The organism is Algoriphagus sp. (genome assembly GCF_046296635.1).
Taxonomy (GTDB): Bacteria; Bacteroidota; Bacteroidia; order Cytophagales; family Cyclobacteriaceae; genus Algoriphagus.
This window is the reverse complement of sequence record NZ_JBKBKZ010000005.1, coordinates 30,207-53,092: the sequence shown is the minus strand read 5'-3', so window position 1 is coordinate 53,092 and position 22,886 is coordinate 30,207. Positions and strand designations below refer to the sequence as shown.

The 22,886-nt window shown below is 40.0% G+C and carries 21 protein-coding genes; 10 read left to right on the top strand and 11 right to left on the bottom strand.

Annotated features, from left to right (window positions below):
- Window positions 1–6 precede the first annotated feature (6 nt).
- The 4 genes from ACK4HU_RS05455 to ACK4HU_RS05440 form a co-directional block, all read right to left on the bottom strand.
- Window positions 7–930: a ribonuclease Z gene (locus ACK4HU_RS05455; RefSeq protein ID WP_409804051.1), complete on the bottom strand. Its 924-nt coding sequence runs from the start codon at window positions 928–930 to the stop codon at window positions 7–9.
- Complete coding sequence (locus tag ACK4HU_RS05450) at window positions 927–1,304, bottom strand: STAS domain-containing protein (protein WP_409804049.1); 378 nt, start codon at window positions 1,302–1,304, stop codon at window positions 927–929. The genes ACK4HU_RS05455 and ACK4HU_RS05450 overlap by 4 nt, the downstream gene beginning before the upstream one ends.
- Window positions 1,305–1,458: 154 nt before the next feature.
- The gene (locus tag ACK4HU_RS05445; RefSeq protein WP_409804047.1) at window positions 1,459–2,400 is read right to left on the bottom strand and encodes a phosphoribosylaminoimidazolesuccinocarboxamide synthase; all 942 of its coding nucleotides are present in this window, start codon (window positions 2,398–2,400) and stop codon (window positions 1,459–1,461) included.
- A gap of 58 nt (window positions 2,401–2,458) precedes the next feature.
- A complete protein-coding gene (locus ACK4HU_RS05440; RefSeq protein WP_409804045.1) occupies window positions 2,459–3,568 on the bottom strand; it encodes a toxin-antitoxin system YwqK family antitoxin in 1,110 nt (369 codons plus the stop codon).
- A gap of 158 nt (window positions 3,569–3,726) precedes the next feature.
- On the opposite strand from ACK4HU_RS05440, the gene ACK4HU_RS05435 reads away from it, so the two are divergent.
- Window positions 3,727–4,719, top strand: coding sequence for an FAD:protein FMN transferase (locus tag ACK4HU_RS05435; protein WP_409804043.1), 993 nt, complete (start codon window positions 3,727–3,729; stop codon window positions 4,717–4,719).
- A gap of 16 nt (window positions 4,720–4,735) precedes the next feature.
- On the top strand, window positions 4,736–5,488 hold the full coding sequence (locus ACK4HU_RS05430; RefSeq protein WP_409804041.1) for a hypothetical protein: 753 nt from the start codon (window positions 4,736–4,738) through the stop codon (window positions 5,486–5,488).
- A 52-nt stretch (window positions 5,489–5,540) separates the two neighbouring features.
- Here ACK4HU_RS05430 and ACK4HU_RS05425 read toward each other — a convergent pair whose 3' ends face one another.
- The 4 genes from ACK4HU_RS05425 to ACK4HU_RS05410 all read right to left on the bottom strand — a co-directional run bounded on the left by ACK4HU_RS05425 (window position 5,541) and on the right by ACK4HU_RS05410 (window position 9,167).
- Window positions 5,541–6,722 (bottom strand): acetyl-CoA C-acyltransferase, encoded by a 1,182-nt coding sequence (locus tag ACK4HU_RS05425; protein ID WP_409804040.1) that lies wholly within the window; start codon window positions 6,720–6,722, stop codon window positions 5,541–5,543.
- Between the two features lie 87 nt (window positions 6,723–6,809).
- Window positions 6,810–7,568 carry a hypothetical protein gene (locus ACK4HU_RS05420; RefSeq protein ID WP_409804038.1) on the bottom strand — a complete coding sequence of 253 codons (759 nt, stop codon included), beginning with the start codon at window positions 7,566–7,568 and terminating at the stop codon, window positions 6,810–6,812.
- On the bottom strand, window positions 7,558–8,202 hold the full coding sequence (locus ACK4HU_RS05415; protein WP_409804036.1) for a hypothetical protein: 645 nt from the start codon (window positions 8,200–8,202) through the stop codon (window positions 7,558–7,560). The genes ACK4HU_RS05420 and ACK4HU_RS05415 overlap by 11 nt, the downstream gene beginning before the upstream one ends.
- A complete protein-coding gene (locus ACK4HU_RS05410; protein WP_409804034.1) occupies window positions 8,202–9,167 on the bottom strand; it encodes a vWA domain-containing protein in 966 nt (321 codons plus the stop codon). Before ACK4HU_RS05410 ends, ACK4HU_RS05415 begins: the two co-directional genes overlap by 1 nt.
- Window positions 9,168–9,309: 142 nt before the next feature.
- Here ACK4HU_RS05410 and ACK4HU_RS05405 point away from each other — a divergent pair, with 142 nt between their 5' ends.
- The 6 genes from ACK4HU_RS05405 (at window position 9,310) to ACK4HU_RS05380 (ending at window position 15,961) form a co-directional block, all read left to right on the top strand.
- Entirely contained in the window at window positions 9,310–11,697 is a 2,388-nt protein-coding gene (locus ACK4HU_RS05405; protein WP_409804032.1) for a TonB-dependent receptor, read from the top strand.
- Window positions 11,697–12,533 (top strand): DUF4249 domain-containing protein, encoded by an 837-nt coding sequence (locus tag ACK4HU_RS05400; protein WP_409804030.1) that lies wholly within the window; start codon window positions 11,697–11,699, stop codon window positions 12,531–12,533. Before ACK4HU_RS05405 ends, ACK4HU_RS05400 begins: the two co-directional genes overlap by 1 nt.
- Before the next feature lie 180 nt (window positions 12,534–12,713).
- The gene (locus ACK4HU_RS05395) at window positions 12,714–13,085 is read left to right on the top strand and encodes a BlaI/MecI/CopY family transcriptional regulator (RefSeq protein ID WP_409804028.1); all 372 of its coding nucleotides are present in this window, start codon (window positions 12,714–12,716) and stop codon (window positions 13,083–13,085) included.
- Window positions 13,085–14,509: a TonB family protein gene (locus tag ACK4HU_RS05390; RefSeq protein WP_409804026.1), complete on the top strand. Its 1,425-nt coding sequence runs from the start codon at window positions 13,085–13,087 to the stop codon at window positions 14,507–14,509. The genes ACK4HU_RS05395 and ACK4HU_RS05390 overlap by 1 nt, the downstream gene beginning before the upstream one ends.
- Window positions 14,510–14,581: 72 nt before the next feature.
- Window positions 14,582–15,349, top strand: coding sequence for a TonB family protein (locus ACK4HU_RS05385; RefSeq protein ID WP_409804024.1), 768 nt, complete (start codon window positions 14,582–14,584; stop codon window positions 15,347–15,349).
- A 108-nt stretch (window positions 15,350–15,457) separates the two neighbouring features.
- Window positions 15,458–15,961, top strand: a complete 504-nt coding sequence (locus ACK4HU_RS05380) for a TonB family protein (protein WP_409804022.1) — start codon at window positions 15,458–15,460, stop codon at window positions 15,959–15,961.
- 188 nt (window positions 15,962–16,149) lie between these two features.
- Here the strand turns inward: ACK4HU_RS05380 and ACK4HU_RS05375 are convergent, their stop codons facing one another.
- Genes ACK4HU_RS05375 through ACK4HU_RS05365 form a run of 3 tightly spaced genes read right to left on the bottom strand, consistent with a single transcriptional unit; the run spans window position 16,150 to window position 19,642 of the window.
- Window positions 16,150–17,355, bottom strand: coding sequence for an amine oxidase (locus ACK4HU_RS05375; protein ID WP_409804020.1), 1,206 nt, complete (start codon window positions 17,353–17,355; stop codon window positions 16,150–16,152).
- Window positions 17,352–18,500: a UDP-galactopyranose mutase gene (gene glf / locus ACK4HU_RS05370; protein ID WP_409804018.1), complete on the bottom strand. Its 1,149-nt coding sequence runs from the start codon at window positions 18,498–18,500 to the stop codon at window positions 17,352–17,354. Before glf ends, ACK4HU_RS05375 begins: the two co-directional genes overlap by 4 nt.
- On the bottom strand, window positions 18,497–19,642 hold the full coding sequence (locus ACK4HU_RS05365; protein ID WP_409804016.1) for a glycosyltransferase: 1,146 nt from the start codon (window positions 19,640–19,642) through the stop codon (window positions 18,497–18,499). The genes glf and ACK4HU_RS05365 overlap by 4 nt, the downstream gene beginning before the upstream one ends.
- 845 nt (window positions 19,643–20,487) lie before the next feature.
- Between ACK4HU_RS05365 and ACK4HU_RS05360 the strand changes: the two genes are divergently transcribed.
- Together ACK4HU_RS05360 and ACK4HU_RS05355 are read left to right on the top strand one after the other, a co-directional pair.
- A complete protein-coding gene (locus ACK4HU_RS05360) occupies window positions 20,488–21,549 on the top strand; it encodes an endonuclease/exonuclease/phosphatase family protein (protein ID WP_409804014.1) in 1,062 nt (353 codons plus the stop codon).
- A 136-nt stretch (window positions 21,550–21,685) separates the two neighbouring features.
- Window positions 21,686–22,876 (top strand): ATP-binding protein, encoded by a 1,191-nt coding sequence (locus ACK4HU_RS05355; RefSeq protein WP_409804012.1) that lies wholly within the window; start codon window positions 21,686–21,688, stop codon window positions 22,874–22,876.
- Window positions 22,877–22,886 lie beyond the last annotated feature (10 nt).

Here is a 22,886-nt window from a genome sequence, read left to right as displayed (position 1 = left end):
GCTAGTTCAGGGCAAAATGGAATAAGTTTTTCCTTCTTCACTCAACTCTGATTGAGCAAAGACAGTTTTTGCTTCATTCAGCATTTCTTCCAATTCCACATAGCGAGAGGAAAAGTGTCCTAAAAGTAATGATTTTGCTTTCAGTAAATTAGCCATTTCAGCAGCTTGTTTTGCGGTACTGTGAAAAGTTACCACAGCACGTGCCGCATCCATTTCCATAAATGTAGATTCGTGGTAAAGCAAAGTTGGATTTTTGAGATAATTGGCAAGCTTGGGTTCAAAACATGTGTCTGAACAATAGGCATAACTCCTCAAAGGGAGTATGGGAAGGGTATAATCACTGACCAAAAACTGATTGCCATTTTCATCTTCATAATCTTTACCATTTCGCAGGCTTTGAATCGCAGCAAGAGGAATTCTCTTTTCTTGAAGCTTTTCTTTCCTAAGATTCCTGAGCCCTTCCTTTTCTGTTATCAAATAACCAGTAGTGGGAAGACGATGTGTTAAAGGGAAACTATGAACCGTAAATCTTGGATGATCCAGTAAAATATTTAAACCCTCAGGTTTGGTTTCGACAAAAGTGAGGGGGTAAGTGAGTTTGGTATTGCTCCAGCGAAACTGGGTAGTGATGATCTCATCCAAACCTTTGGGTCCAAAGATAGTAAGAGCTTTGGTGCGTTTAGAAAGGTTATAGCTGGACAGAATCCCCATCAAACCTAAATAGTGGTCCCCATGCAAATGGGAGATAAAAATATGCGAGATTCTGGAAGATTTAACTTTGAACTTGCGCATTTGAATTTGTGTGCCTTCGCCACAGTCCAATAATAAACACTCCTGCCCAAACCTTACGACTTGGGCAGTGTGATTTCTTCCATGCACAGGGATGGAAGATGTGTTTCCTAATATCGTGACTTCAAAATCAGGGATCAAGCTTCGTCTTCGTCTTCGCCTCCTTCAATTTCATGCATGAAAATAGCCTCTCCAGCTTCTTCCAGCGTTGTCACTAAATTCAGTTTTTTATCCAACATGGAGATTTTCAACAGCTTCATCACATGATCTTGAACGCCGGAAATGATGAATATTCCTCCATTCCTGCCAAACTCCCGGTCACCAACCAACAATGCACTCAATCCGCTTGAATCCACATATTTCACTTGGCTCATATCCAATACAATATTTGCATATCCTTCCGCATGTATGGTCAGTAGTTCAGACTTCAACTTTGGTGCAAGAAGTGAATCTATTTTTTCTTCCAGAGGAGCAAAAACTACGTATTGCTCTTTCTTATCAATGGTGTATTTCATCTTTTTATGATTGTTTTAAATGGAAAGTTAGCCTGTCCCGTCCGCTGCGGCGGATCGGGAGAATCTCGCATACTGACAACCAATCTTTTTGGAAGCTTGAGTCATGGCTGTCTGCCTCAGGCAGGCTCGATTTCATAGTAATTTTCAGTTGGTATTATTGGCCTAAATGCGCCAAAATTGCTTTTTCTATTCTTGATTCAATGTTTTTAATATCTCCTTTTACAAATGGATTTCCGGTGATCTTTTCGAAAAGCTCAATATAGCGATCTGAGATGCTTTCTACAATTTCATCCGTCATTTCCGGTATGGTTTGTCCATCTTTTCCTTGAAATCCATTCGCGATCAGCCATTGCCTGACAAATTCCTTGGATAATTGTTTTTGAGCGATGCCTTTTTCCTGATTTTCTTCATACCCATCCGCATAGAAATAGCGGGAAGAATCCGGAGTGTGAATTTCGTCAATTAATAGGATTTCATCCCCGAATTTCCCGAATTCATATTTGGTGTCCACCAAAATCAATCCTTTCTCCTTTGCCATTTCCTGACCTCGCTTGAAGAGTGCTTTGGTGTATTTTTCCAAAACTAGGTAATCAGCTTCACTTACGATTCCCAGAGCAAGGATATCTTCTCTGCTGATGTCTTCATCGTGGCCTTCTGATGCTTTAGTAGTGGGAGTGATGATTGGTGTCGGAAATGGATCGTTATCCCTAAGCCCTTCAGGCATTGAAACTCCGCAGAGTATCCGCTTTCCAGCTTTATATTCTCTGGCAGCATGACCTGCGAGGTAGCCTCGGATTACCATTTCAACTTTGAAGGGTTCGCAACGCTTACCGATAGTGACGCTTGGATCGGGAGTGGCCGTCACCCAATTCGGCACAATATCCGAAGTAGCTCGAAGAAAACCTGCTGCAATCTGATTCAATACCTGACCCTTAAATGGAATAGCTCTTGGCAAGACTACATCGAACGCTGAAATTCGGTCGGATGCCACCACAACCAATTCCTTCTCAAAGATATAGACGTCTCTCACTTTACCTTTGTAAAAACCCACCTGATTGGGAAAATTGAAATGGGTTTCTTTAATGGCGTTGCTCATTTGAAAATCGTTTTGGCAAAAATAGAAAAATGACTTTCCACTGCCTTAGACTTCAGATTTATTTATTGATTTTATTTCCCTTTTCCCAAATCTCGGTTTCAACCAACTTGCCAAATTCATCGTAAAGCTCCCGAATTCCATTTAGCCTTCCTTTCGAATAGTGTCTGATTTCCTGAAGGTTGCCGTCTTCTCTGAAAATCTTTACTTCACCTTCTTCCAGCTCATTGACAAACCGGACTGAAGAAATCATTTTTTCATTTTGAAAATAATTTTCCTCCAAAATTTTATCTCCTTGACTATTGAAAGTTACTCGTTGTTTTACTGACCCATTCGGATAAAAATAGATGATGGGCATTTTTGGAATTCCTTTTTGATAAATCGCCTTCATCCTAACTGAACCATCCTGAAAATATTCGATCATTTCTCCTTCAGGCAAACCATTTTTGTATATTCCTCTACGCTCTGGCTTTCCGTCAGGATAGTTTAATTCATAGCTTCCATTCAGCTGACCGGATCGAAATTCGCGAAGGGCCTTAATCTTCCCGTCGGGAAAATATTGCATTTCTTTGCCATCAATGATCCCTTTAGCATAGTTGGTACGGAAGACCACCTGACCATTTTCATTAAATTCCTCATAGGGACCATGGTACTGCCCAGTAAGGAAATTAATTTTGGTTTTAGGTTTTCCATCAGGAAACAAAGCTTCCGAAAGACCATTCGGCTTGTTGTTTTTGAACGTGGTCCGATCACGGATTTGACCATCCTCGAAATAGGAGGTTACCAAACCTTCGAGTTGATTATTGACAAAATTTGATTCCTGACTCAAAGCACCTCCTGGATAGTAACTCAGTGCTTTTCCCTCTCGGAGGTTGTTTCGAAACTCTACTACTCTGACAGTATCTCCTGTCTCCGGATCCAGATCATAAAAAAATCCATTTCGCTGATCATTTTTTAGATTTCCGATCAAAATCAAATTCCCATTGATATCGAAAAGTCGGACTTCACCCTCGGCTTTCCCATTGATTTTGGTAAGAATTTCCTTGATGTGAAGCGACTCATCATCATAATAGGTTCTAATAGTATCCTGTCCAAAACTTTGCAAAAAAGTGCCAAGAATTAATATGAATGATAAACCTAAATGTATGGTATTGCTATTTTGTCGGATCATTTTTTCAGGTATTCGAAAGGTGAAAGTTAGCAATCCAAAAATGGAATTATTGACTTCATGGGAAATTAACGGTGAAGGAAATCAATTTGACTACTTTTGATAAAAATTTGTTAGGCACCAAGATGAAGTCTTTTATTTCAACTTTCAATCTTTCGATTATGAGGTTCACCCTGAGTTATTTACTGATTGCCTTTGTGTTTTTTACCTCCTGTGGAGAAAAGGAAAAGACCTTTAAAACCTACGAAGGAGAAATATTTGGAACTTACTATCGTATTCAAGTGGCTGATATGGGTAAGGATCTTCAGACGGAATTTGATTCTGTATTTAATTTGATCAATGTTGCTTCTAACTCCTATGTTCCAGATTCTGAAATCTCAAGTTTCAACCAAACGGGTAAACTGATTAAACCATCGTTCACCTTCAAAGACATGATGGATTCGACGGTAAAGTATCACCGAATGTCCGAGGGATATTTCGAGCCAACTCTTTATCCTCTATTAAAGTCTTGGGGATTTTCTTTTGAGCAGCAAGAGCAAATGGATTCGGCAAAAGTGGCTGATTTGGTAAGTTTAATTGGTTTTGAGCAAATGATTTTGTCCACTGATTCCGGTTATTTCGCTGCCAAACCTGGAGTAATGCTTGATATCACCGGGCTGGGAGAGGGTTATGCTATTGACAAACTCGTGGAAGTAGTCGAGAAAAATCAGATCTCGGATTATATGGTGGAAATCGGCGGTGAGATGAAAGCGAAGGGTCTGAATTCGAGAAAAACTGTCTGGACGATTGGAGTGGAAGATCCTGCTAAAGCAGAAATGGGAATCACCAGCTCAATGTTGACCAAAGTGGAATTAGACAATCGATCGATCAGCAGTTCTGGAAATTACCGTAAGTTTTACATCGATGAGGCAGGGAATCGTAGGGCGCATATTTTGGATCCGAAAACAGGGTTTCCTGTAAGCCATAGCATGGTTTCGGTCTCAGTTTTAGCACCGTCAGCCACCCAGGCAGATGCGCTTGCAACAGCTTTTATGGCAATGGGACCTGAGAAAGCCAAGATCCTAGCCGAAAGACTACCTGGAGTAGAAGCGATGTTTGTGATCGGAGGAAAAGAGAAGTTGGAAATGCAGTTTACTTCGGGGTTTCCTCGATAAAGGAACAAATATGTCTATGTATACCTGTTTATTTCGTTTAAGTCCAAAAAAGCGATTTGGAATTTTTGCTGGAGTCCTTGCGCTTGGATTCTTGGGGACATCCTGCGCAAGCATCTCCAATTCTGCTAAATATACTTTGGGAGATGAAGTTTATTGGTCAAAAATCGAAGGTGAGAAAGAACAGTTCTTTTATGTGGAAAAAGATGGTGAAACTTTCGACTTTTTTCCCGCAGAAAAGGTAAATAAAAATTGGATCGTGAGCGAAGCTGAAATACCTAAATTTTCCATCAACATGTCCAATCCTGAATTTTCTAGGGAAATACATTTGGTGAAAAGAACCTTTGATTTGGATTTGATCGTCATCCCTTTGAAATTTAGACCCAAAACTTCTCAAGTTCCTGCTCAGCTCAATGGGGTGTTAAATGGAGCAGCCTATTTCGGTTACAGATTGGACTATTATCAAATAGACGGTAAAGAGACAAATCCCTTAGGGAAAATTAAATTAAATAAAGATCATTTTGGAGTTTCTGTTGGCGGATTCTTAGGATTTGGAAATTCAATTGTTGACCCAACAACTACCAAGGGTAGGGTATCATTGGAATACGAAGGGCTTGTTCTATCCATGGGCCTTGCAGCGATCTTTGCCCTCAACAAGTTTACGATGGGTTTAAGTATGGGCTGGGATAACCTGATTGACTCCAACCGAAGTTCTTGGATTTACCAGAATAAACCATGGCTGGGATTAGCAATTGGAATCAACTTAAACTAAAAAAACTGCAACCAATGATCAGTTGCAGTTTTTTTGATTTCACGATCGCATATTACATCTTCTCAATCACAATTGCCGAAGCTCCTCCACCACCGTTGCAGATACCTGCAACACCGATAGTTCCACCTTTTTGGTGAAGGACAGAATTAAGCGTAGTGATAATTCTGGCACCAGATGCTCCAAGTGGATGGCCAAGAGAAACAGCCCCACCAAAAACATTTATTTTATCATTGTCCAGTTGCAATTCCCGTTGATTTGCGATTGCAACGGCCGCAAAGGCTTCATTGATTTCATAATATGAAACCTCATCAGCTGAAACTCCAGCATGCTTGAGTGCCTTAGGAATAGCCAAAGCAGGAGCGGTAGTAAACCAAATCGGATCAGTTGCTGCATCGGCAAAGCCTCGGATTTTTGCCAAAGGCTTCAATCCTAATTCTTCAGCCTTTTCTTTACTTACCAAAATCAAGGCAGAAGCACCATCATTCATGGTGGATGCATTTGCAGCGGTTACGGTTCCGTTTTTGTCAAATACTGGTCTGAGGGAAGGAATCTTGTCAAACATGACGTTTTTGAATTCCTCATCTTCCTCGATCAGAATGGTTTCTCCTTTTCTACCCAGCATTTCTACAGGTACGATTTCGTCTTTGAACATTCCCTTTTCCCAAGCCTCAGCTGAGCGCTTGTAAGATTGGATTGCATAGGCATCCTGCTCCTCGCGAGTGATGTTCATTTCTCTGGCCGTATTATCTGCACAGTTTCCCATTGGGAATTTGTAGTAGACTTCAAAGAGTCCATCTTTCACCAAACCGTCTACCATCTCTGCATTCCCATATTTGTATCCAAATCGGGCCTTTGGAACATAATAGGGGACATTAGACATGCTTTCCATTCCCCCTGCTACAACCACATCGTTGATTCCAAGCATGATGGATTGTGCTGCAAGCATCACGGCTTTCATTCCTGATGCGCAGACTTTATTGATTGTGGTACATGGGACATTGTAACCGATTCCGGCACCAATGGCTGCTTGTCGTGCAGGTGCTTGGCCGAGATTGGCGGAAATCACATTTCCCATAAATACTTCATTCACTTCCTCTGATGAGACCCCAGTTTTAGCAAGAGCACCTTTGATAGCAATGCTTCCAAGCTCAATGGCTGTCAAGGAGGACAACCTTCCGCCAAAACTTCCAAGCGGTGTTCGGACTGCGGATACGATATAGACTTCTTTGTTCATGATTATTTGGGTTTTATTTATGTTGGATGTTAGGTGACCGATGACCGATGATTCATCCAACATCGGTCATCCAACATCGGACTTGTTTTACCAATCAGGCAATCCCCGTTTAGGTCTTTGTGTCGGTTTCTTTTTATTTTCTTGTATATAGCGTAGTTCAGCTGCATTGAGAGACTCCAGAATTTGAGCGGCTTGCTCAGGAGTGAGGTTCATGCTTTTTAGCTTTTCCCGCATTTCTTCCATTCTCTTTTGTCTATCAGCGAGGTTGGCATCCATTTGATCATTTGCGTTTTCGCCAGCTTCCTCACTTTGCTGGGAAGGATCTTTACCTTCCTGACCTTCTTTGGCTTTGTCTTCGTCTGACTTTTCCCCGTCTTTTTGGTCTGATGGATTGTCTTTATCGCCTTGGCTATCCTGACTTTGATTTTGGTCGTTCTGTTGTTTTTGATCTTGCTTTTGATCTTGGTCTTGGTCTTCTTGCTCTTTCTCCAGTTTTTCTTTTAAAGCTTTCAATTTGGCATCGTTGGGAAATTGTCCCAAACCTTGATTTACTTCTTTTAAGGCATTTTCCTTATCAGTTTTGACATATGATCTTGCCGCTCGATTGAAGAAATCTCCGGCACTCTGTGCCTTTAATTCGCCTGAAAAAAAGATGCAAATAGAGAGGAGAAACGGAAATGTGGTGATTTTAAACTTACTGAAAGGTTTTAAACCATTAAACCCAAGGAATGGATTAATTCTCGATTTTCCACTCTCCGACCTACTTCGGCCTCCTGTCTTCGGCCTTCCTTCTCCTTTCAGATTCATAATCTCCAATCTGAAATTTTGGTTATTGTCAGTTTTCATCAATCTGCACCACCTCCTGAAGTGTAGTTATAAAATCTTGGTAAGCGGCTACAGTAGAATCCTGTGCCAGTGCTTCTTCCATAGTCTTTAAAGCGTCTTTGAATCGGAATTGTTCCACAAGTCGATCTGCCTCAGCTTTCTTTCGCTTCGCAAATTCGGATGGTTCGGGCTTGTTTTGATCCTGATTTTTTCGTTCCTCATCGCGTTGAAGCCATCTTGCGAGCATTTCGTAGTTGTATCGGGCTTGCTCGTTAGTTGGATCTTTAATGAGTGCGGATTGGAATTTACTGAGTGCCGCCTGATATTCTTTTTTGTTTCCGAGTAAAACTCCGCCTTGGTTAAATGCAAAAGATACCAGCATCTTATTTGGACTTTGGGTCACTTGATCGTACCAAGTTTGTGCCTCATCAGTCTTCTCTGAATAGTGATGACTCAATCCCAAATCGAAACTTAACTCAGGCGATTTAGACTCAAATTCATTGACCAACACCATGTGATCAGTTACAGATTGCTCGTATTTAGCCTCAGCATAACTTTTTTCAGCTGTTTTAATCGCTGTATTAAGCCGTGACACCCTAGTCCATGAACTGGGAATAATCAAAAACACCGTCAAAATCCATTTGCTCCAGCTCATCAGAGTTTGATCGTTTTAATGGGTAAAATCATATCCAGCAGCGCTAAACTCAATGCCGCCAGCAAAAAGTAGAAATATTTATTGGAACTAGCCTCTACCATTCTGGTATTTGCTACTCCACCTTCAAGTCTATCAATGGCCGAAATTAAATCTCCAATTTGCTGAGCCTCATCGGATATTTCAAAATATTCACCTGAGGTTTCAGAAGCTGCGTATCTAAGGGATTGAGTTTCCAGTTTTGTTACAGCTGGAGTACCTGTTGCCGGATCGATTATCACACCATTTCCTCTGGGAATTTGACTTCCTTGCTGGGTTCCGATACCCAGTGAAAACACTTTTATATTATTGTCTGCCAATTCAGATATAATGGCATCAAAACCATCCCCGAAGTTTTCTCCATCCGAAATTAAGAGTACTGATTTGGCTTTTACTTCTTGACTTTCTTCCTTGAGAAATCGATCCAAAGCCATTCGAAGTGGTGCTGCTATATCAGTCCCCCCGTTGGGAACCAAGCCTGTATTTAACCCATCGATGTAAAGCTGAATGACGGCCTGATCAAAAGTCAGGGGACATTGCATAAATGCTTCAGAACTGAAAATGATCAATCCAATACGGTCCGATGGAAAGCTTTTGATCAAGTTTTTCAGTTCAAATTTGATTCGTTGCAGTCGACTTGGTCCGATGTCGGTTGCATTCATCGATTGAGAAAGATCTATTGCTATGAAGATATCTTTTCCCTCTTCTTTCACTTCTTTAAAAGCATTTCCAATTGATGGACCCGCAAAAGCGATTAAGAAAAGCACGAAATAAGCGAGACGAAGAAATAATTTTGTCAATAGGCGCTGCTTTTCCACTTTCAACCGCCGGTTGATGGACCAAAATCTTGTCAGATAAAGCAAGTAAAGGAGTACAAAGACTCCAGCCAACAATAGGGTGAGTCTGATATCAGGGTATGCCCAAATCATGATTCGAAATTAGGAATTTAACTTAACTTTGAAAGATGAGTTTCTAAAGTTGGTGTTCAGTTAAAGAAACTTTTGACAGAATTAACAAACATTAATTTTCAGCGGCCGTTGGCCAAGCATATTCTGATTCAATTTCTGCTGCATGTCCCTTTTGAGAATTCTGATCCTGTTTTTACTGATGAGCTCAAGCCTTCAGGCGCACTCTCAGGAACTGAAGTTTATTTTTGGGGAAGTTTTGGATGTAAGTAACTCTACACCGCTGATCGGCGCCAATGTGTATTGGGAAGGAAATAGCTCCTCTGGTGTGGTAACTGATCTTGACGGAAAGTTTCAACTGCCTTCCTTAACTTTTCCCGGAAAATTGGTGATTTCCTATGTGGGCTATGAGCGATCTGTTCGATCTATAAATCAAAAAGACGCTGAAAAACCAATTCGATTTTTTCTTAAGCCGGAAGCGATGTCCCTTGATGAGATCATCATTCAGGAGCGACGACCGGATGAGCAGCTGAAAAATATGGAGATGGGAAAGGCTTCTGTTCCGATCGAGACCATCAAAAATATCCCAGCCTTGTTTGGAGAGGTGGATTTATTTCGAAGTCTACAGCTTTTACCGGGAGTTCAGACGGCAGGTGAGGGGACTACAGGACTATTTGTTAGGGGTGGCTCAGCGGATCAAAATTTGGTTCAGCTGGATGGTGCCCCTGTTTATAATCCATCCCATTTTTTCGGAATTTTCTCAGTTTTCAATCCTGATGGGTTGAAAAGCGTCGACCTCTACAAAGGTAATATGCCCGCATCTTTCGGTGGACGGGCAGCTTCTTTAATCGATGTTTCGCTTCGGGAGGGAAATAATCAGCAAATCCGAGGTGAAGGAGGGATCGGAAGTGTCTCTTCTCGGTTAACTGTCGACGGACCACTTTTTGGAAAAAACTCCACTTTTATCATTAGTGGAAGGAGAACCTATGCAGATATATTTCTTGGGCTTTCCAAAAATGAATCTATTCGAAACAACAAATTGAATTTTCACGATTTGAGCGGGAAACTTGCTTTTGTATTGGGGGAAAAAGATAAAATATCTATTTCAAGTTATCAGGGTAGTGATTTTCTAGGACTGGACAGAGCCTTTGGATTGGGCTGGACCAATTGGGTGACCGCAATAAATTGGAGTAGGGTGAAATCAGAAAAATTCTTTTTTGACTTACAAGGTTACCATTCCTTATACAATTACAGTGTCGAGTTTGATGATCCAGAAAATGGTTTTGAGTGGAGCAATAGGCTATCCGAATCCGGAGTCAAAGCCATCTGGACGGCTATACCAAATTCTAAAACTCAGTTGAATTGGGGTGTACATTCTCAGTATTATCATTTTGCACCAGTTGATCTTGATCCAGTGCCTGGAAGCGCAATTACACCTATCGTCACCAATCCAAAAAATGGATTGTTGAATAATCTGTTTGTGAGTGCCATTTATGAGATTTCTCCCAAATTAAGTGCTGAAGGAGGACTTCGATGGGGGCTTTATAATCAGGTAGGGAATGGTGTGGATTACCTTTATAGAGAAGGAGTACCAGGCCCCAGAGTTGAAATTACCGATTCACTCAGGTTTGGGACCTTGGAAAATATGAAATTCTATCAGGGACTTGAACCCAGAATTGCAATCAGATATAGAATTAATGACTTCTTTTCAGTCAAAACAGCCTATAATCGCAATTTTCAATACATCCAAATCGCATCCAACAGTTCAGCCGGATTGCCAATTGATCGCTGGATCTTGTCCGGTAGATATATTGAACCAGTTAGAAGTGATCAGATTTCGTTGGGTTTGTTTCATAATTTTGATCAGGATCGGTGGGAGCTTTCCATCGAGGGATACTACAAAGACCTTGATAATGTCATTGACTTGAGAAATGGCGCACAGGTTCTATTCACCGATAAGGTGGAAACGGAATTGCTAGCTGGTAAAGGTTGGGCATATGGAACTGAATTTCTTCTCAGAAAAAATATTGGAAAGACCACGGGATGGTTGGGATACACTTGGTCCCGTGCTTGGCGGAAAATCGAAGGAGTGAGTTTGGGAGAGGCTTACAATCCCAGATTCGACAGACCACATGATGTGACTTTAGTTCTCAACCATGAGTTTTCATCCAGCTGGTCTGCGGGTCTTACTTTTTTGTACACGACTGGACAGGCTGTTTCCTACCCCATAGGTTCCTATCGGGTCGATAATCAATCCATTCCTTTGTATTCCGAATTCCGAAATTTGGATAGATTTCCAGACTATCACAGAATGGATGCATCAGTGACTTGGAAGAATGCAGATAAGGGTAGAAAATGGCGAGGTAGCTGGAATTTCAGTATTTATAATCTCTATGGGAGGAAAAATCCGTTTGCTTATGAGTTTCGACAGGTATTTAACGATGATATCACATTTGACGGACTAGACGGGGATATAGTCTCTGCACGGCCGGGTGTAGTCATGACTTATCTGTTCACCTTCCTTCCATCTATCACCTATAACTTTAAATTCTGATGCAAAGACTGTCCTTGATTTTACTGGCTGTTTTATTTTGGTCTTGTCAGGAAGAGGTGATTTTGCCTTTGGGAACCAAATCCAATAAAATCCCAACCATTGAAGCATATTGGACGGATCAGGGATCCTTCAATGACGTTAAAATCACGCTATCGAAAGATTACTATGATTCTACTGAAGTGGTGGCAATCTCTGATGCTGAAGTTTTCATCACTATTCCTGGTACAGATAAAGTTGTCCCTTTTAGATATCTGGGTGGCACAAAATCCTATAAACCTACCAATCCTCTCGAAAAAGCGGTGGTAGGGGAGACTTATCGGCTCAATGTCCGGTGGAGGGAAAATGTCTATATATCCGAGGGAGTCATGCTTGAGCCACCGAAAGTAGATAGTGTTACTTGGAGATTTGAAGAAAAACGACCGTTCAGAGACGAGGGATATTATGTTAAAGTATATGGTAGAATTCCATTTAATAAAGATAACAATTACCGGATCCGAGTCATCGAGAATGATACCCTGAAAAATCAACGAGGGGATTACCTTCTCTTCGATGATACGTTTGGGTTGGCTTTTTTTGAAGCCGGGTTGGAATTAGGCTATACTTTTAAAGAAAAAGATCGGGTGAGATTGGAGCTTTTCAGACTCAATCGTGATGCTTATGAATATCTGAATCAGTTGGTGAATCTGCTATTCAATGATGGTGGTCTTTTCAGCCCTCCACCCCAAAATCCAAAAACCAACATTCGTGTAGTTTCCGGAAATCCGGAAGTATTGGGATATTTTGCTGTGACTCCGGTTTTGACGAGGTCCTTGCTTATTCAAGCGAAGTATGATTAGCAGATCGTTCTTTATTATAAGGTTAATTCAATTTTTTTTTAAAATTAATTAACTGATTATCAGTAGTTAGATTTTTTCTTTTCAAGAAATAGAGACTTTTTTTAAGTGGGTAATAAAATCCTATCGTAGAAATACGAAAAGAAAGTAGGAAAATAGATTTTCCTTTTTTACCTTTCATTTATGGAAGAACTTAACCAAAACGAAGAACAGATCATGTCAATCTTCTGGAATCAGGGAGAATTGTTGATCAGAGATGTATTGGATCAATTGCAAGATCCAAAGCCACCTTACACCACCTTAGCCTCAACCATTAAAAACATTGAGCGAAAGGGCTATCTCACCCATAGGATGTATGGTACGGTAAATATTTACAAGCCTGCCGTGGATCAGGAAGATTACAGCAAAAAGAGCTTCAACAGGCTCGTGACCCATTTCTTTGGCGGGTCTGTTGGTAATTTCCTTTCATTTATGGTGAAGGAAAAAAATATTTCCGACAAGGAAGTGAAAGAACTGCAGAGTTTGATTAAGAACATGGATAACACCAAGAAGTAATGAATTCACTATTGATTTATCTGGTTGAAGTGTCCATTTGTTTGGGGATTTCCTTGGTGATCTATAGGGCTCTATTGAGCGGATTGACCTTTTTCACTTGGAATAGGTCAATCCTTCTCGGACTTTTGATTTTATCCGGAGTGATTCCATTACTAGAGCTTGAGTTTTTTGGTTTGGGAGCAGAGGTGTCTGAAATGACCTTGCCTGTTTTCTATGTTGGAGATCAGGTAAGTGCTGAGGCAAATAGCTCGATATCATGGGTAGAACTAGTTATGGGGGTTTATCTTTTTGGAGCAGTATTTACAGCGGCCCGACTGGTGTTGGGATTTATTATTTCCCAAAGACAAATTGGTAAAGCCAAAAAAGTCTATCATAATAATCATTTCATTGCCATCCATCCTGAGTTTGTTCCTGCTTCATTCTTCGATTATATATTGATGCCGGATTTCAACCCGGAGAATACTGAGCAAAAACAAATCATCCTCCACGAATCCATGCATGTCAGACTTCGTCACAGCTGGGATTTGTTGTTGGTGAACTTTGCCAAAGTGTTCTTTTGGTTCAATCCCCTGATCTACATCTTCGAACGATCCCTACGGGAAATTCATGAATATCAAGCAGATCAGGGAGTTACTACAGCATATGCACCGAGAGAATATGCCACGCTTTTGCTTCAGCTGATCACAGCCAAACCAGGTTGGCAGTTTATGAATAATTTCAATCAGTTCCAGACCAAGAAGCGGATTATCATGATGGCTAAATCCAAGTCTACACCTTGGCAAAGGCTTCGATTTTTGACCTTAATCCCAGCGATTGGATTGTTGCTTTTCGTTTTTTCTTGTGAACGAGAAGATATGAGTCCTTCGCTAGCGGCCGTGGTGGATGATTTTCCTGAGGTGATGGAGGTTCCGCTGACAGTAGAAAATCTAAGGATAACGCCCTATGAAAATCCATCCAATTCTGCTGAAAATCCAACCAACTATGTTGAAGACCCAAACATGGTATTTGATGTCGTAGAGCAGCAACCAAATCCTCCCGGTGGGATGAGTGGGTGGAATCAATACCTTGGAAAAAATCTCAATTATCCTGTACAAGCTAGAAGAATGGGTATTGAAGGGACTGTGATTGTGGTCTTTGAAATTCAAACTGATGGATCAATTCGTAATGTCGAAATATTGAGAGGAATCGGTGGAGGCGCTGATGAAGAGGCTGTTCGTGTAGTTCAAAATTCTCCAAGATGGGAACCCGGCAGGCAACGTGGAAGAGCAGTAAACACTCGGATGAGATTACCGATCCGATTTAAGCTTGGTAGTCTGGAAGCTTCCAACACTACTTCCTCAAATGGAATTGAAGAAAAAACTTACATTCCTTCAGCGCCGCTTCAAGAAATAGCCGTTATCGGGTATCAAACTCAAACCAATTGATTGCACTATGATTAACAAATGTCACAAGTAATTAACCATTGAAAACATATTTTTAACCTAAACCTAAATGTTATGAGACAGTCCATTCTATGCAAAGTCTTCATTTTATTTCTGGCCTTTTTTGGCTACCAATTAGATGGAGTCTCACAAAATACTTCCTCTGAATTTCTGGTAGAAGGAAGGGTAAATAATGCGCAAGGTGAAAAGGCCGTTGGAGCTGTAATCCTGGTTAAAGGAACCACAACCGGCACTGTCACTGATACGATGGGGAATTTTTCTTTGAAGGTTCCTTCTGAAGAATCGATTTTGGTGATTTCACATTTCAGCAGTCCTTCTAGTATTGAGGTGGCTTTGAAAGGAGGTAAAAATGTGGTAGTCCGATTTGGAGAAAACTCGGAATCCAACCCTCAACCGGTACGTGAGGGATTTATTATTCACAGTAAGGTTGATGAAGCTCCATCACCGAGAGAGGGAATTCTTGAGTGGAATAAGTATTTGTCCAAGAGCATCAAATATCCCCATAGCGCCCGAGAATCAAAAACACAAGGAACAGTCGTAGTCGGATTCAAAGTAAAAGAAGACGGGACGATAGCTGATGTAGAAATCATCAGAGGTATTGGAGGCGAATGTGATGAGGAAGCTGTTAGAGTTATTGCCGAAGGACCCACTTGGGCTCCGGGTAAAGTTGGTGATCAAGCAGTCACCACACAGCTAAGTCTTGCCGTTCGGTTTGTTTTAGCGACAGATCCTGGTGTCGCTTCTCTTAGTCAACAAAACGAAAAAGCAATCGCAGACAGATTTGGAAAGCACTTGACAGTCGTCGGCTATCAAGTCAAATAGTTCGGATACTATTCTAAAATCAAAATTAGTTTAATGAATTAGTTTACTCTTGGGAAATCCGAGAGACAGAATACCTATTTCAAATTTTAACCAATAAATTATACCATTATGAAAATTAACAAAATGAAAATCAACAAGATAACTTGGATTTCAGCAGTTTGTCTACTTTTGTTCTCAGCTTCTTGTGACCTTGCTACCGAGCAGGAAATCGAAGGTCCAACTCAAGTTGAAGCCAAGCCGAGTATGGGGCCGACCAATATCGCCGCACGAATTAATGATGTAGGAAAAGACGGAAAATCGATCTTTGACGTGACCGAGGTACAACCAAATCCTCCGGGAGGAATGGAAGGTTGGAATAAGTATCTGCAAGAGAATCTTACTTATCCAGCCGAAGCTAAAAGAAATGGGGTTGAAGGAACTGTGATTGTGGTGTTTGTGATCAATTCTGATGGATCCATTTCCGATCCTGAAATTCTCAGAGGAATCGGTGGAGGTGCTGATGAAGAGGCGCTTCGAGTAGTTAGAAACTCACCAAATTGGACTCCTGCCCAGCAAAGAGATCAAGTAGTTAATTCAAGAATGAGACTTCCTATCCGCTTTAAGCTGAGTTAAATAGTCTATCTATTCTTTGAAAATTAAACCAACAATTTTACCTCAAATTTGGAAACCCATGCAATTCAAGCCAAAGCGAATTGCAAACAAAAAAAGCCGGTGTTTGCCGGCTTTTTTTTGATTTAATGATTATGAACCGAAGCTTTGCTTTCTCCAAAGACTTCCTTCTTTCTCCATAGAAATCTAACTTATAAACCTTCAGGTTGGGGATAATCTTGGATTTCATTAGAAGTCGAATCTAAAGTTTGGTTTGATGTAGGATAGCTATTTCCCATCAGTGATTTGATTCGACTTTCAAATAGTTTAAGGCCATCTTGGATCGCTTCCACATATAGTAAAACAGGTATTCGATCTTTATTTTCGGATAAATCCCAAAGTCCACTGTTATGGTAAATCTCCAGATGATCCCAATTTGGTCGGTCGACTAATGGATAAATACAGATGCCGCGAATATCCACGCCCAAGGCTATTGCTTTAGAAGTTTCATGATAGATCTCTTCCATCCATTCTGCTCTTCCACTACCAAAATGTCCGGTCTCACTAAAGAACAATGGTTTCTTATACCTCTCCCAAACCAATTGTAGAAGTTCTGAGATTGGTTTTCTGTGATTTTGCAAATCAGGCCATGGCAAAGTCCCGAACTGTAATTTCCATTGACAATTCCAATAGTAGTTCACCCCAACTCCATCAATAAGTTCAGGTGAACCACCAAGTTCGGGACAGATTTTTCCCATGATGATATCTGCTGCCTGAAATTGATAGCTGTTTTCCAATTCGGCTTGAGGAATGTCCAAGATCTCCCAAGGGTGTACCCAAATTAGGGGTTCTACCAAATAAACTTCGACAGTTGGTCGGATGGATCGGATGGCTTTAATACCCTGAATTGCAGATTTGCAAAGCAGGTATTTCAACTCCCAGCCATATTTGGTTATAAAAGGTGCTGCACCTCCAATCTCGCCCGAAAGCCAAGAAATGTAACTGATTTCGTTTATTGGTATTAATCTAAGTTCAGTTGGACTATGAGTGAAATAGAAAATCGTGAATGCCTCACATAAGGCAACAAACCGTGCCGTAAATTTGGGATGAGTAGGATAGATGTCATCAGGATAACCAAAATGAATAATATCCCAAATCTGCTCGATACCATACTTTTGAGCACTTTGGATTCTGTTTAGCACCTCATCGAAATCATAATATCCAGGCCTAGGTTCAACCAAACTCCAGCAAATTCCTTCCCGGACAGTTAGCATTCCCAACTCTTTCAACTCCCTGTAGTCTTCTTCTACCCGAGTGTCGTGCTGGGTTTCTTTTAGAAGGTTAATTCTATTTCCACTTCCATTTATCTGATCCGCACATTCGAATCCTCCCATAACAAAGGACTTGAATTCCTTCATATCAAATGAATCCCGGCTGTCGCTTCATTTATTAGTTCACCCTCTAATTGTTGGTAAAGATCGAGAGCACTACGGAACGCCTGATCCATATTGTAATATTTATAATTCGCCAATCTGCCTACAAAATAAATGTTGGTAAGCTTATCAGCCTCTTTTTTGTAAGATTCATAGATCTGCTGATTTCGCTCATTTGGAACTGGATAATAAGGATCACCTGTGGCGACGGTAAACTCTCGGGAGATCGTTGTTTTTTCAGATTTCTGGTTTCCAAAGTGTTTGTATTCTACAATTCTTGTGAAATCCACCTCCATACCCGGGTAATTTACCACAGAGTTTTCCTGGAAAAATTCAGAATCCACTGTTTCCAATTGAAAATTGATGGACCGATATTCCAGTTTTTCCAAAATTGATTCCTCAAAATCAAAGAATGCATCAATCGGTCCGGTATAAAAAAGCTTTTCAAATCCCAGTAGATCGTCTCGAAGATCAAAGTAATCGGTATCAAGCATCACTTTGATATTGGGATGATTGAGCATAGTTTCAAAAACCTTGGTATATCCAGCTTTTGGTATTGCCTGAAACTGATCGGAGAAATATCTCCCATCCTCATTCAGTCTGACAGGAATCCTGTTAAGAACTGAGGCATCCAGCTCTTCAGGATATTTATCCCACTGTTTTTTGGTGTAGTGCTTAAATAGTTTTTCATAAAGCTCAAGTCCAACCTTGTTAAGTACAGCTTCTTCTCCATTGACCGGGTTACCGATTGGGATTCTGTTTTGCTCCAACCAATCAGCCATTTCCTGGTCAGTTTTGAGGTTTTTGTCAAACATGAGATTTACCGTATTCCTGTTTACAGGAACAGGAACCAATTGCCCGTCTACTTTAGCCAATACCTTGTGTTCCCATTGCTGCCATTCCGAAAATCTGTTTACATAATCCCACACCCCTACATCATTGGTATGAAACAAGTGAGCTCCATATTTTGAAATAGTGATTCCATTTTCGTCCACATAGTCAAAACAGTTTCCTCCGACATGGTCTCTTTTTTCGATAACCAAGACCTTTTTACCTTGGTTGGCATAACGCTCTGCCAATACGGACCCTGAAATTCCTGCACCAATGATTATAATTTCGTGATCAATCATTTGATGCTTAGTTCACGGATAGCGACCTTCATTCTAAATACCGTGGAGTTCCAAGAAGTTTTTCCAAGAATATCGCTGTAGCGATCTACATGCGTGGAATTTTCAGATTCTGGGTATAGAATATTTTTTATTTCTTCAACAAATTCATGAGCATTTGATATGAGATGAACACTATTGGAATACTCCCGCTCAACATCTCTCACCCGTGTGGAAATAATTGGTTTTCCAGCAGCCATATATTCAAGAGTCTTTGTTGGGCTGATATATTTGGTGGCATCATTGAGCGCAAAAGGCATCATAGCAATCTTGAATGCCTTCAGGTAATTGGGTAAGTTCTGATAAGCTTTCATTCCCAAATAGTGGATATTGGGTAATCTTGGCAGATCAGAATCGCTGATTTTCACCACTGGACCTATGAAAACAAAGGAAACTTCGGGAAGTTGAAGGGCTGTTTGCTCGATTAATTCCAAGTCTAGACGCTCGTCAACAACACCGAAATAACCAACAATAGGCGTAGGGATTTCCGAAATATCATGAGGAAGATTGATTCCGTTTTTCGCTCTGGCGAAATGATCAAAATCCACGGAGCTCGGGAAACAATGAACATTCGAATGATGGGGTGCTTTTGCCTCAAAAAGAGACCTTCCTCCCGTAAAAACAATGTCTGACTTCTCTAATAGATCTCGTTCCTGCTGAATTAATGAGGCTTGGGCTCCCTTAAAAAGAGACAACTCATCCATACAATCGTAAATCACCGTCTCAAACTTCATTTGATCCAAAACGGTGCAGAAAGATGGAGAATAGAACCAAGCCATTGGAATTTCTCTAGACCCCAGAAGTTTGGTGAGTACGCCAGCCAGTTCGTCTATATGGGAAATATTTGGTCTAAAAACATGAAGGTTGGGGAGAACCAAGTTAAGCGAATGTCCTATCTCGGTACGGCTCATTGGCTCCTCCACAAAAAGTATTTTATAATCATGGGATAGTCTACTAATGATATGCTGCGGTCTTTGATACACAAAATCCCACCTCAAATGACAAAAAACCACTAAATCATAACCATGTTTTTCAGGCCTTGGAATAAAATGAGGTTGATGGGACTGTAGCGTACTTTCTTTTGAGAGAGGCTTGGTAGTATACATGGTTAAAATATTTAAGTAAATAAAACACTAACAATAAATAATCAGTTATTCAGAATCTTCTAAATAAATTATTATAATAGAAAAACAAGAAGAATTTATATACTTCTATTTTGTCTAGATTGAAACAAAAGGGCTCAGTTCGCCTGATCAGATAAATAAGTGTTCAAGAATTTCACCAGAGATTTTGAAAAAATATATTTTTTAGCAAAACCAGAGAAATTACCCCTTATAACGACTTTTTACCATGTATTGGGGAGGAAATACGGACTGTTTGAATCATTGATTAATATTTTCAAATGTTTAAGAAATCGTAAATGGGCATTTGTTAGCCTAAGTTGTGCAACTCTGGTAACACTTTTTTTTTACTCTTTGAAGTTAATAGCATCGAAATTTCAGTTGAAAAGCAGATAGGATTTAAAGCAATCTGTTTTTACGATATTTTATAAGCATCACGAAAAAAATTCCCCAAACTTTATTGAATAAGATTTTGATTTGATTGACTCAATTTTATTATGAATATCCCTTATTTAAAAACGGAACAATTGAATTTCACAGTCACTCTAATTTTATTTTGTAAAAAAAAGGTAACTCGATAATTTCAATTCTAAAATTTTATTTTACTCATTAGTTAAAAAAATTTCCACTGTCAAGGGTAGGGGAAGAATGGAGAATTCTTGTCCCCTAGCTATCGGTTTTTGTCCAATAAAGGATTTTACCGCATTCCTTTGTAGTGGACTATTTATGCAGTTTTGGCATGGTTTTAATGAAATGAATTCTGCAAAATTATTGAAACTCATAAAAGAAAATTGACAAAACCTTTATTAAACATCTTTAAATTCAACTTAATGCGAATTCTGATCCTGATATTTTGTGCCTTTGTCCTAATAGCTACAGGTTTGCCCCTGATTGATTCGCCTGCTTGGTGGATAAGAATATTTGATTTCCCCCGTATCCAGATTAGTGTACTAACCCTTTTTGCAATTTTAATCGCTTTTTTCTTTTTGAATCTCAAATGGGCCCAAAAGCTACCTCTTCTCCTTATTCTTGCAGTGGCCTTGATTTATCAGATCTCGTTTGTTGTGGTCTACACCCCACTTTATAAAACTCAAGCTAAGGACAGTACCATGCCTGTTGAAAAAAATAGCTTTACACTTTTCGTAGCGAATGTTCGAATGGAGAATGAAGATAAGGAGAGCTTTTATTCCCTTGTTAAGAAAATTGATCCCGATCTACTGCTAATCACCGAACCTGATCAATCATGGGCCAATTCAATTTCACGGCTTGATGATGATTTTCCATATTCAGTCAATTTTCCTCTGGAAAATACTTACGGTATGATTTTGCTCTCGAAGCTTCCACTAACAGAAAGTGCTGTTAATTTCTTGGTTTTAGATGATGTGCCTTCCATTTTCACAAAAATAACCTTACCCTCAGGAGTAAAAATTGATTTTTATGGCGTGCATCCTGAACCACCTAAACCAGGCACCGATACTTATGAGCGCGATACCGAATTACTTATCATCGGCAAAATGATCAAAGAATCTAAAAACCCAACAGTCGTAGCAGGAGATTTAAACGATGTAGGGTGGTCAGTAACTTCCAAGCTTTTTAGAAAATACAGTGAACTCGTTGATCCGCGTGAGGGTAGAGGGTTATTTAATACTTACAGCGTTTTTGTTCCTTTTATGCGTTATCCCCTTGACCATATTTTCTACAGCAAAGAATTCGGACTATTAGATCTTCGAAAACTTGAAAAAATAGGGTCAGACCATTTTCCAATTCTGATTGGTTTGAACTACGAGCCTGATTCTGATAATACAGAAGGATTGGAAACGACTGATGTTGCTGAGGAAGCTGAGGTAGAAGAAAAGATTCAAGACGGTAAAAAGGAAAGTAAGGAGAATTAAGAAGGAATCATAGGTGGTTTTAGGTAATCGAGTAATCTCGATCCAATAAAGATTTAGCGAAATAAGATTATTTTTTATAAATGCACAAGTAAATGTGCAAAAAATAGTATTTTTGCACAAATGAAAGTGCAAAATAATGGAAGAATTACTAGAAGTTTCTGAACAACTGATCATTACTACTCAGGTCGAATTCAAAAGGTATTTGTATTCGACTGTTGATTGGTCTGAAAAATTGATCGGGATAAAAGGGGCAAGAGGAACCGGAAAAACAACGCTCTTGCTTCAATATCTTCATGAATCTGGGCTTCCCCCATCACAAGTTGTATACCTTTCACTTGACGAAATATATTTTTTGTCTCACAGCGTGATAGAGGTTGTGAGGAGCTTTCACCAAACCGGAGGCAGAATCGTTGTTTTGGATGAAGTTCATAAATATCCTAACTGGTCAAAGGAAGTTAAGAACCTTCATGATCGATATCGAGACTTACAGATCATTTTCACAGGATCGTCTATCATAGATATTAGCAAAGAGGAGGGCGACTTGAGCCGAAGAGCGGTTATTTATGAACTTCACGGGCTTTCTTATCGGGAATACCTTAATCTAAGTAAAGGGGTTGTTTTGCCATCGGTAAGACTGGAGGATTTATTGAATCCCGATTTTTCTTTAAGAAATTATTTTCCTTCAGATTTTCTTCCTTTGCAGCATTTCCACGATTATTTGAAGAATGGGTATTTTCCATTTGCGGGGGAAAATGAAGGAATATATTTCAAAAAACTGAGACAGCTTGTCCGGACAATCGTCGAATACGACATGGCTGAAATAAGAGGTTTTGACATTCGAAATGGGAAAAAACTCCTTCAGTTACTATACTTAATCGCACAGCAAGTTCCCTTCAAACCCAATGTTTCAGCCTTGGCCGAAAAAACATTAATTCATAGGAATTCGATGGTGAATTATCTTCATTATTTGGCAGATGCGCGCTTAATTGATCTACAATACCCTGCGGGAATGAGTGTTGCGACGCTTCAGAAACCTGAAAAAATTTTCCTCAACAACACTAATTTCTTGTTTGCATTGAGTGAGAAAAATCCCGAGTCTGGTACCGTCAGAGAAACCTTTTTCAACAGCTTAGTAAAAGTAACCCATACTATACAATATTCATCCTCAGTAGATTTTTTAGTAGATGGTCAATTTCACTTTGAAGTTGGAGGGAAAAATAAAAGTAGCAAGCAAGTCAAAGAAGAAAAGACTTGGATTGTAAAAGACGATTTGGAGTATCCTGCCGGAAAAAGTTTACCACTTTGGATTTTTGGAATGCTATATTGAATTACCCTTT

Excerpts from the sequence above, each read along its gene's own strand:
- ACK4HU_RS05450 (WP_409804049.1), bottom strand. The coding sequence starts at position 1,304 with ATGAAATACACCATTGATAAGAAAGAGCAATACGTAGTTTTTGCTCCT.
- ACK4HU_RS05445 (WP_409804047.1), bottom strand. The coding sequence starts at position 2,400 with ATGAGCAACGCCATTAAAGAAACCCATTTCAATTTTCCCAATCAGGTG.
- ACK4HU_RS05440 (WP_409804045.1), bottom strand. The coding sequence starts at position 3,568 with ATGATCCGACAAAATAGCAATACCATACATTTAGGTTTATCATTCATA.
- ACK4HU_RS05435 (WP_409804043.1), top strand. The coding sequence starts at position 3,727 with ATGAGGTTCACCCTGAGTTATTTACTGATTGCCTTTGTGTTTTTTACC.
- ACK4HU_RS05430 (WP_409804041.1), top strand. The coding sequence starts at position 4,736 with ATGTATACCTGTTTATTTCGTTTAAGTCCAAAAAAGCGATTTGGAATT.
- ACK4HU_RS05425 (WP_409804040.1), bottom strand. The coding sequence starts at position 6,722 with ATGAACAAAGAAGTCTATATCGTATCCGCAGTCCGAACACCGCTTGGA.
- ACK4HU_RS05420 (WP_409804038.1), bottom strand. The coding sequence starts at position 7,568 with ATGAAAACTGACAATAACCAAAATTTCAGATTGGAGATTATGAATCTG.
- ACK4HU_RS05415 (WP_409804036.1), bottom strand. The coding sequence starts at position 8,202 with ATGAGCTGGAGCAAATGGATTTTGACGGTGTTTTTGATTATTCCCAGT.
- ACK4HU_RS05410 (WP_409804034.1), bottom strand. The coding sequence starts at position 9,167 with ATGATTTGGGCATACCCTGATATCAGACTCACCCTATTGTTGGCTGGA.
- ACK4HU_RS05405 (WP_409804032.1), top strand. The coding sequence starts at position 9,310 with ATGTCCCTTTTGAGAATTCTGATCCTGTTTTTACTGATGAGCTCAAGC.
- ACK4HU_RS05400 (WP_409804030.1), top strand. The coding sequence starts at position 11,697 with ATGCAAAGACTGTCCTTGATTTTACTGGCTGTTTTATTTTGGTCTTGT.
- ACK4HU_RS05395 (WP_409804028.1), top strand. The coding sequence starts at position 12,714 with ATGGAAGAACTTAACCAAAACGAAGAACAGATCATGTCAATCTTCTGG.
- ACK4HU_RS05390 (WP_409804026.1), top strand. The coding sequence starts at position 13,085 with ATGAATTCACTATTGATTTATCTGGTTGAAGTGTCCATTTGTTTGGGG.
- ACK4HU_RS05385 (WP_409804024.1), top strand. The coding sequence starts at position 14,582 with ATGAGACAGTCCATTCTATGCAAAGTCTTCATTTTATTTCTGGCCTTT.
- ACK4HU_RS05380 (WP_409804022.1), top strand. The coding sequence starts at position 15,458 with ATGAAAATTAACAAAATGAAAATCAACAAGATAACTTGGATTTCAGCA.
- ACK4HU_RS05375 (WP_409804020.1), bottom strand. The coding sequence starts at position 17,355 with ATGAAGGAATTCAAGTCCTTTGTTATGGGAGGATTCGAATGTGCGGAT.
- glf (WP_409804018.1), bottom strand. The coding sequence starts at position 18,500 with ATGATTGATCACGAAATTATAATCATTGGTGCAGGAATTTCAGGGTCC.
- ACK4HU_RS05365 (WP_409804016.1), bottom strand. The coding sequence starts at position 19,642 with ATGTATACTACCAAGCCTCTCTCAAAAGAAAGTACGCTACAGTCCCAT.
- ACK4HU_RS05360 (WP_409804014.1), top strand. The coding sequence starts at position 20,488 with ATGCGAATTCTGATCCTGATATTTTGTGCCTTTGTCCTAATAGCTACA.
- ACK4HU_RS05355 (WP_409804012.1), top strand. The coding sequence starts at position 21,686 with ATGGAAGAATTACTAGAAGTTTCTGAACAACTGATCATTACTACTCAG.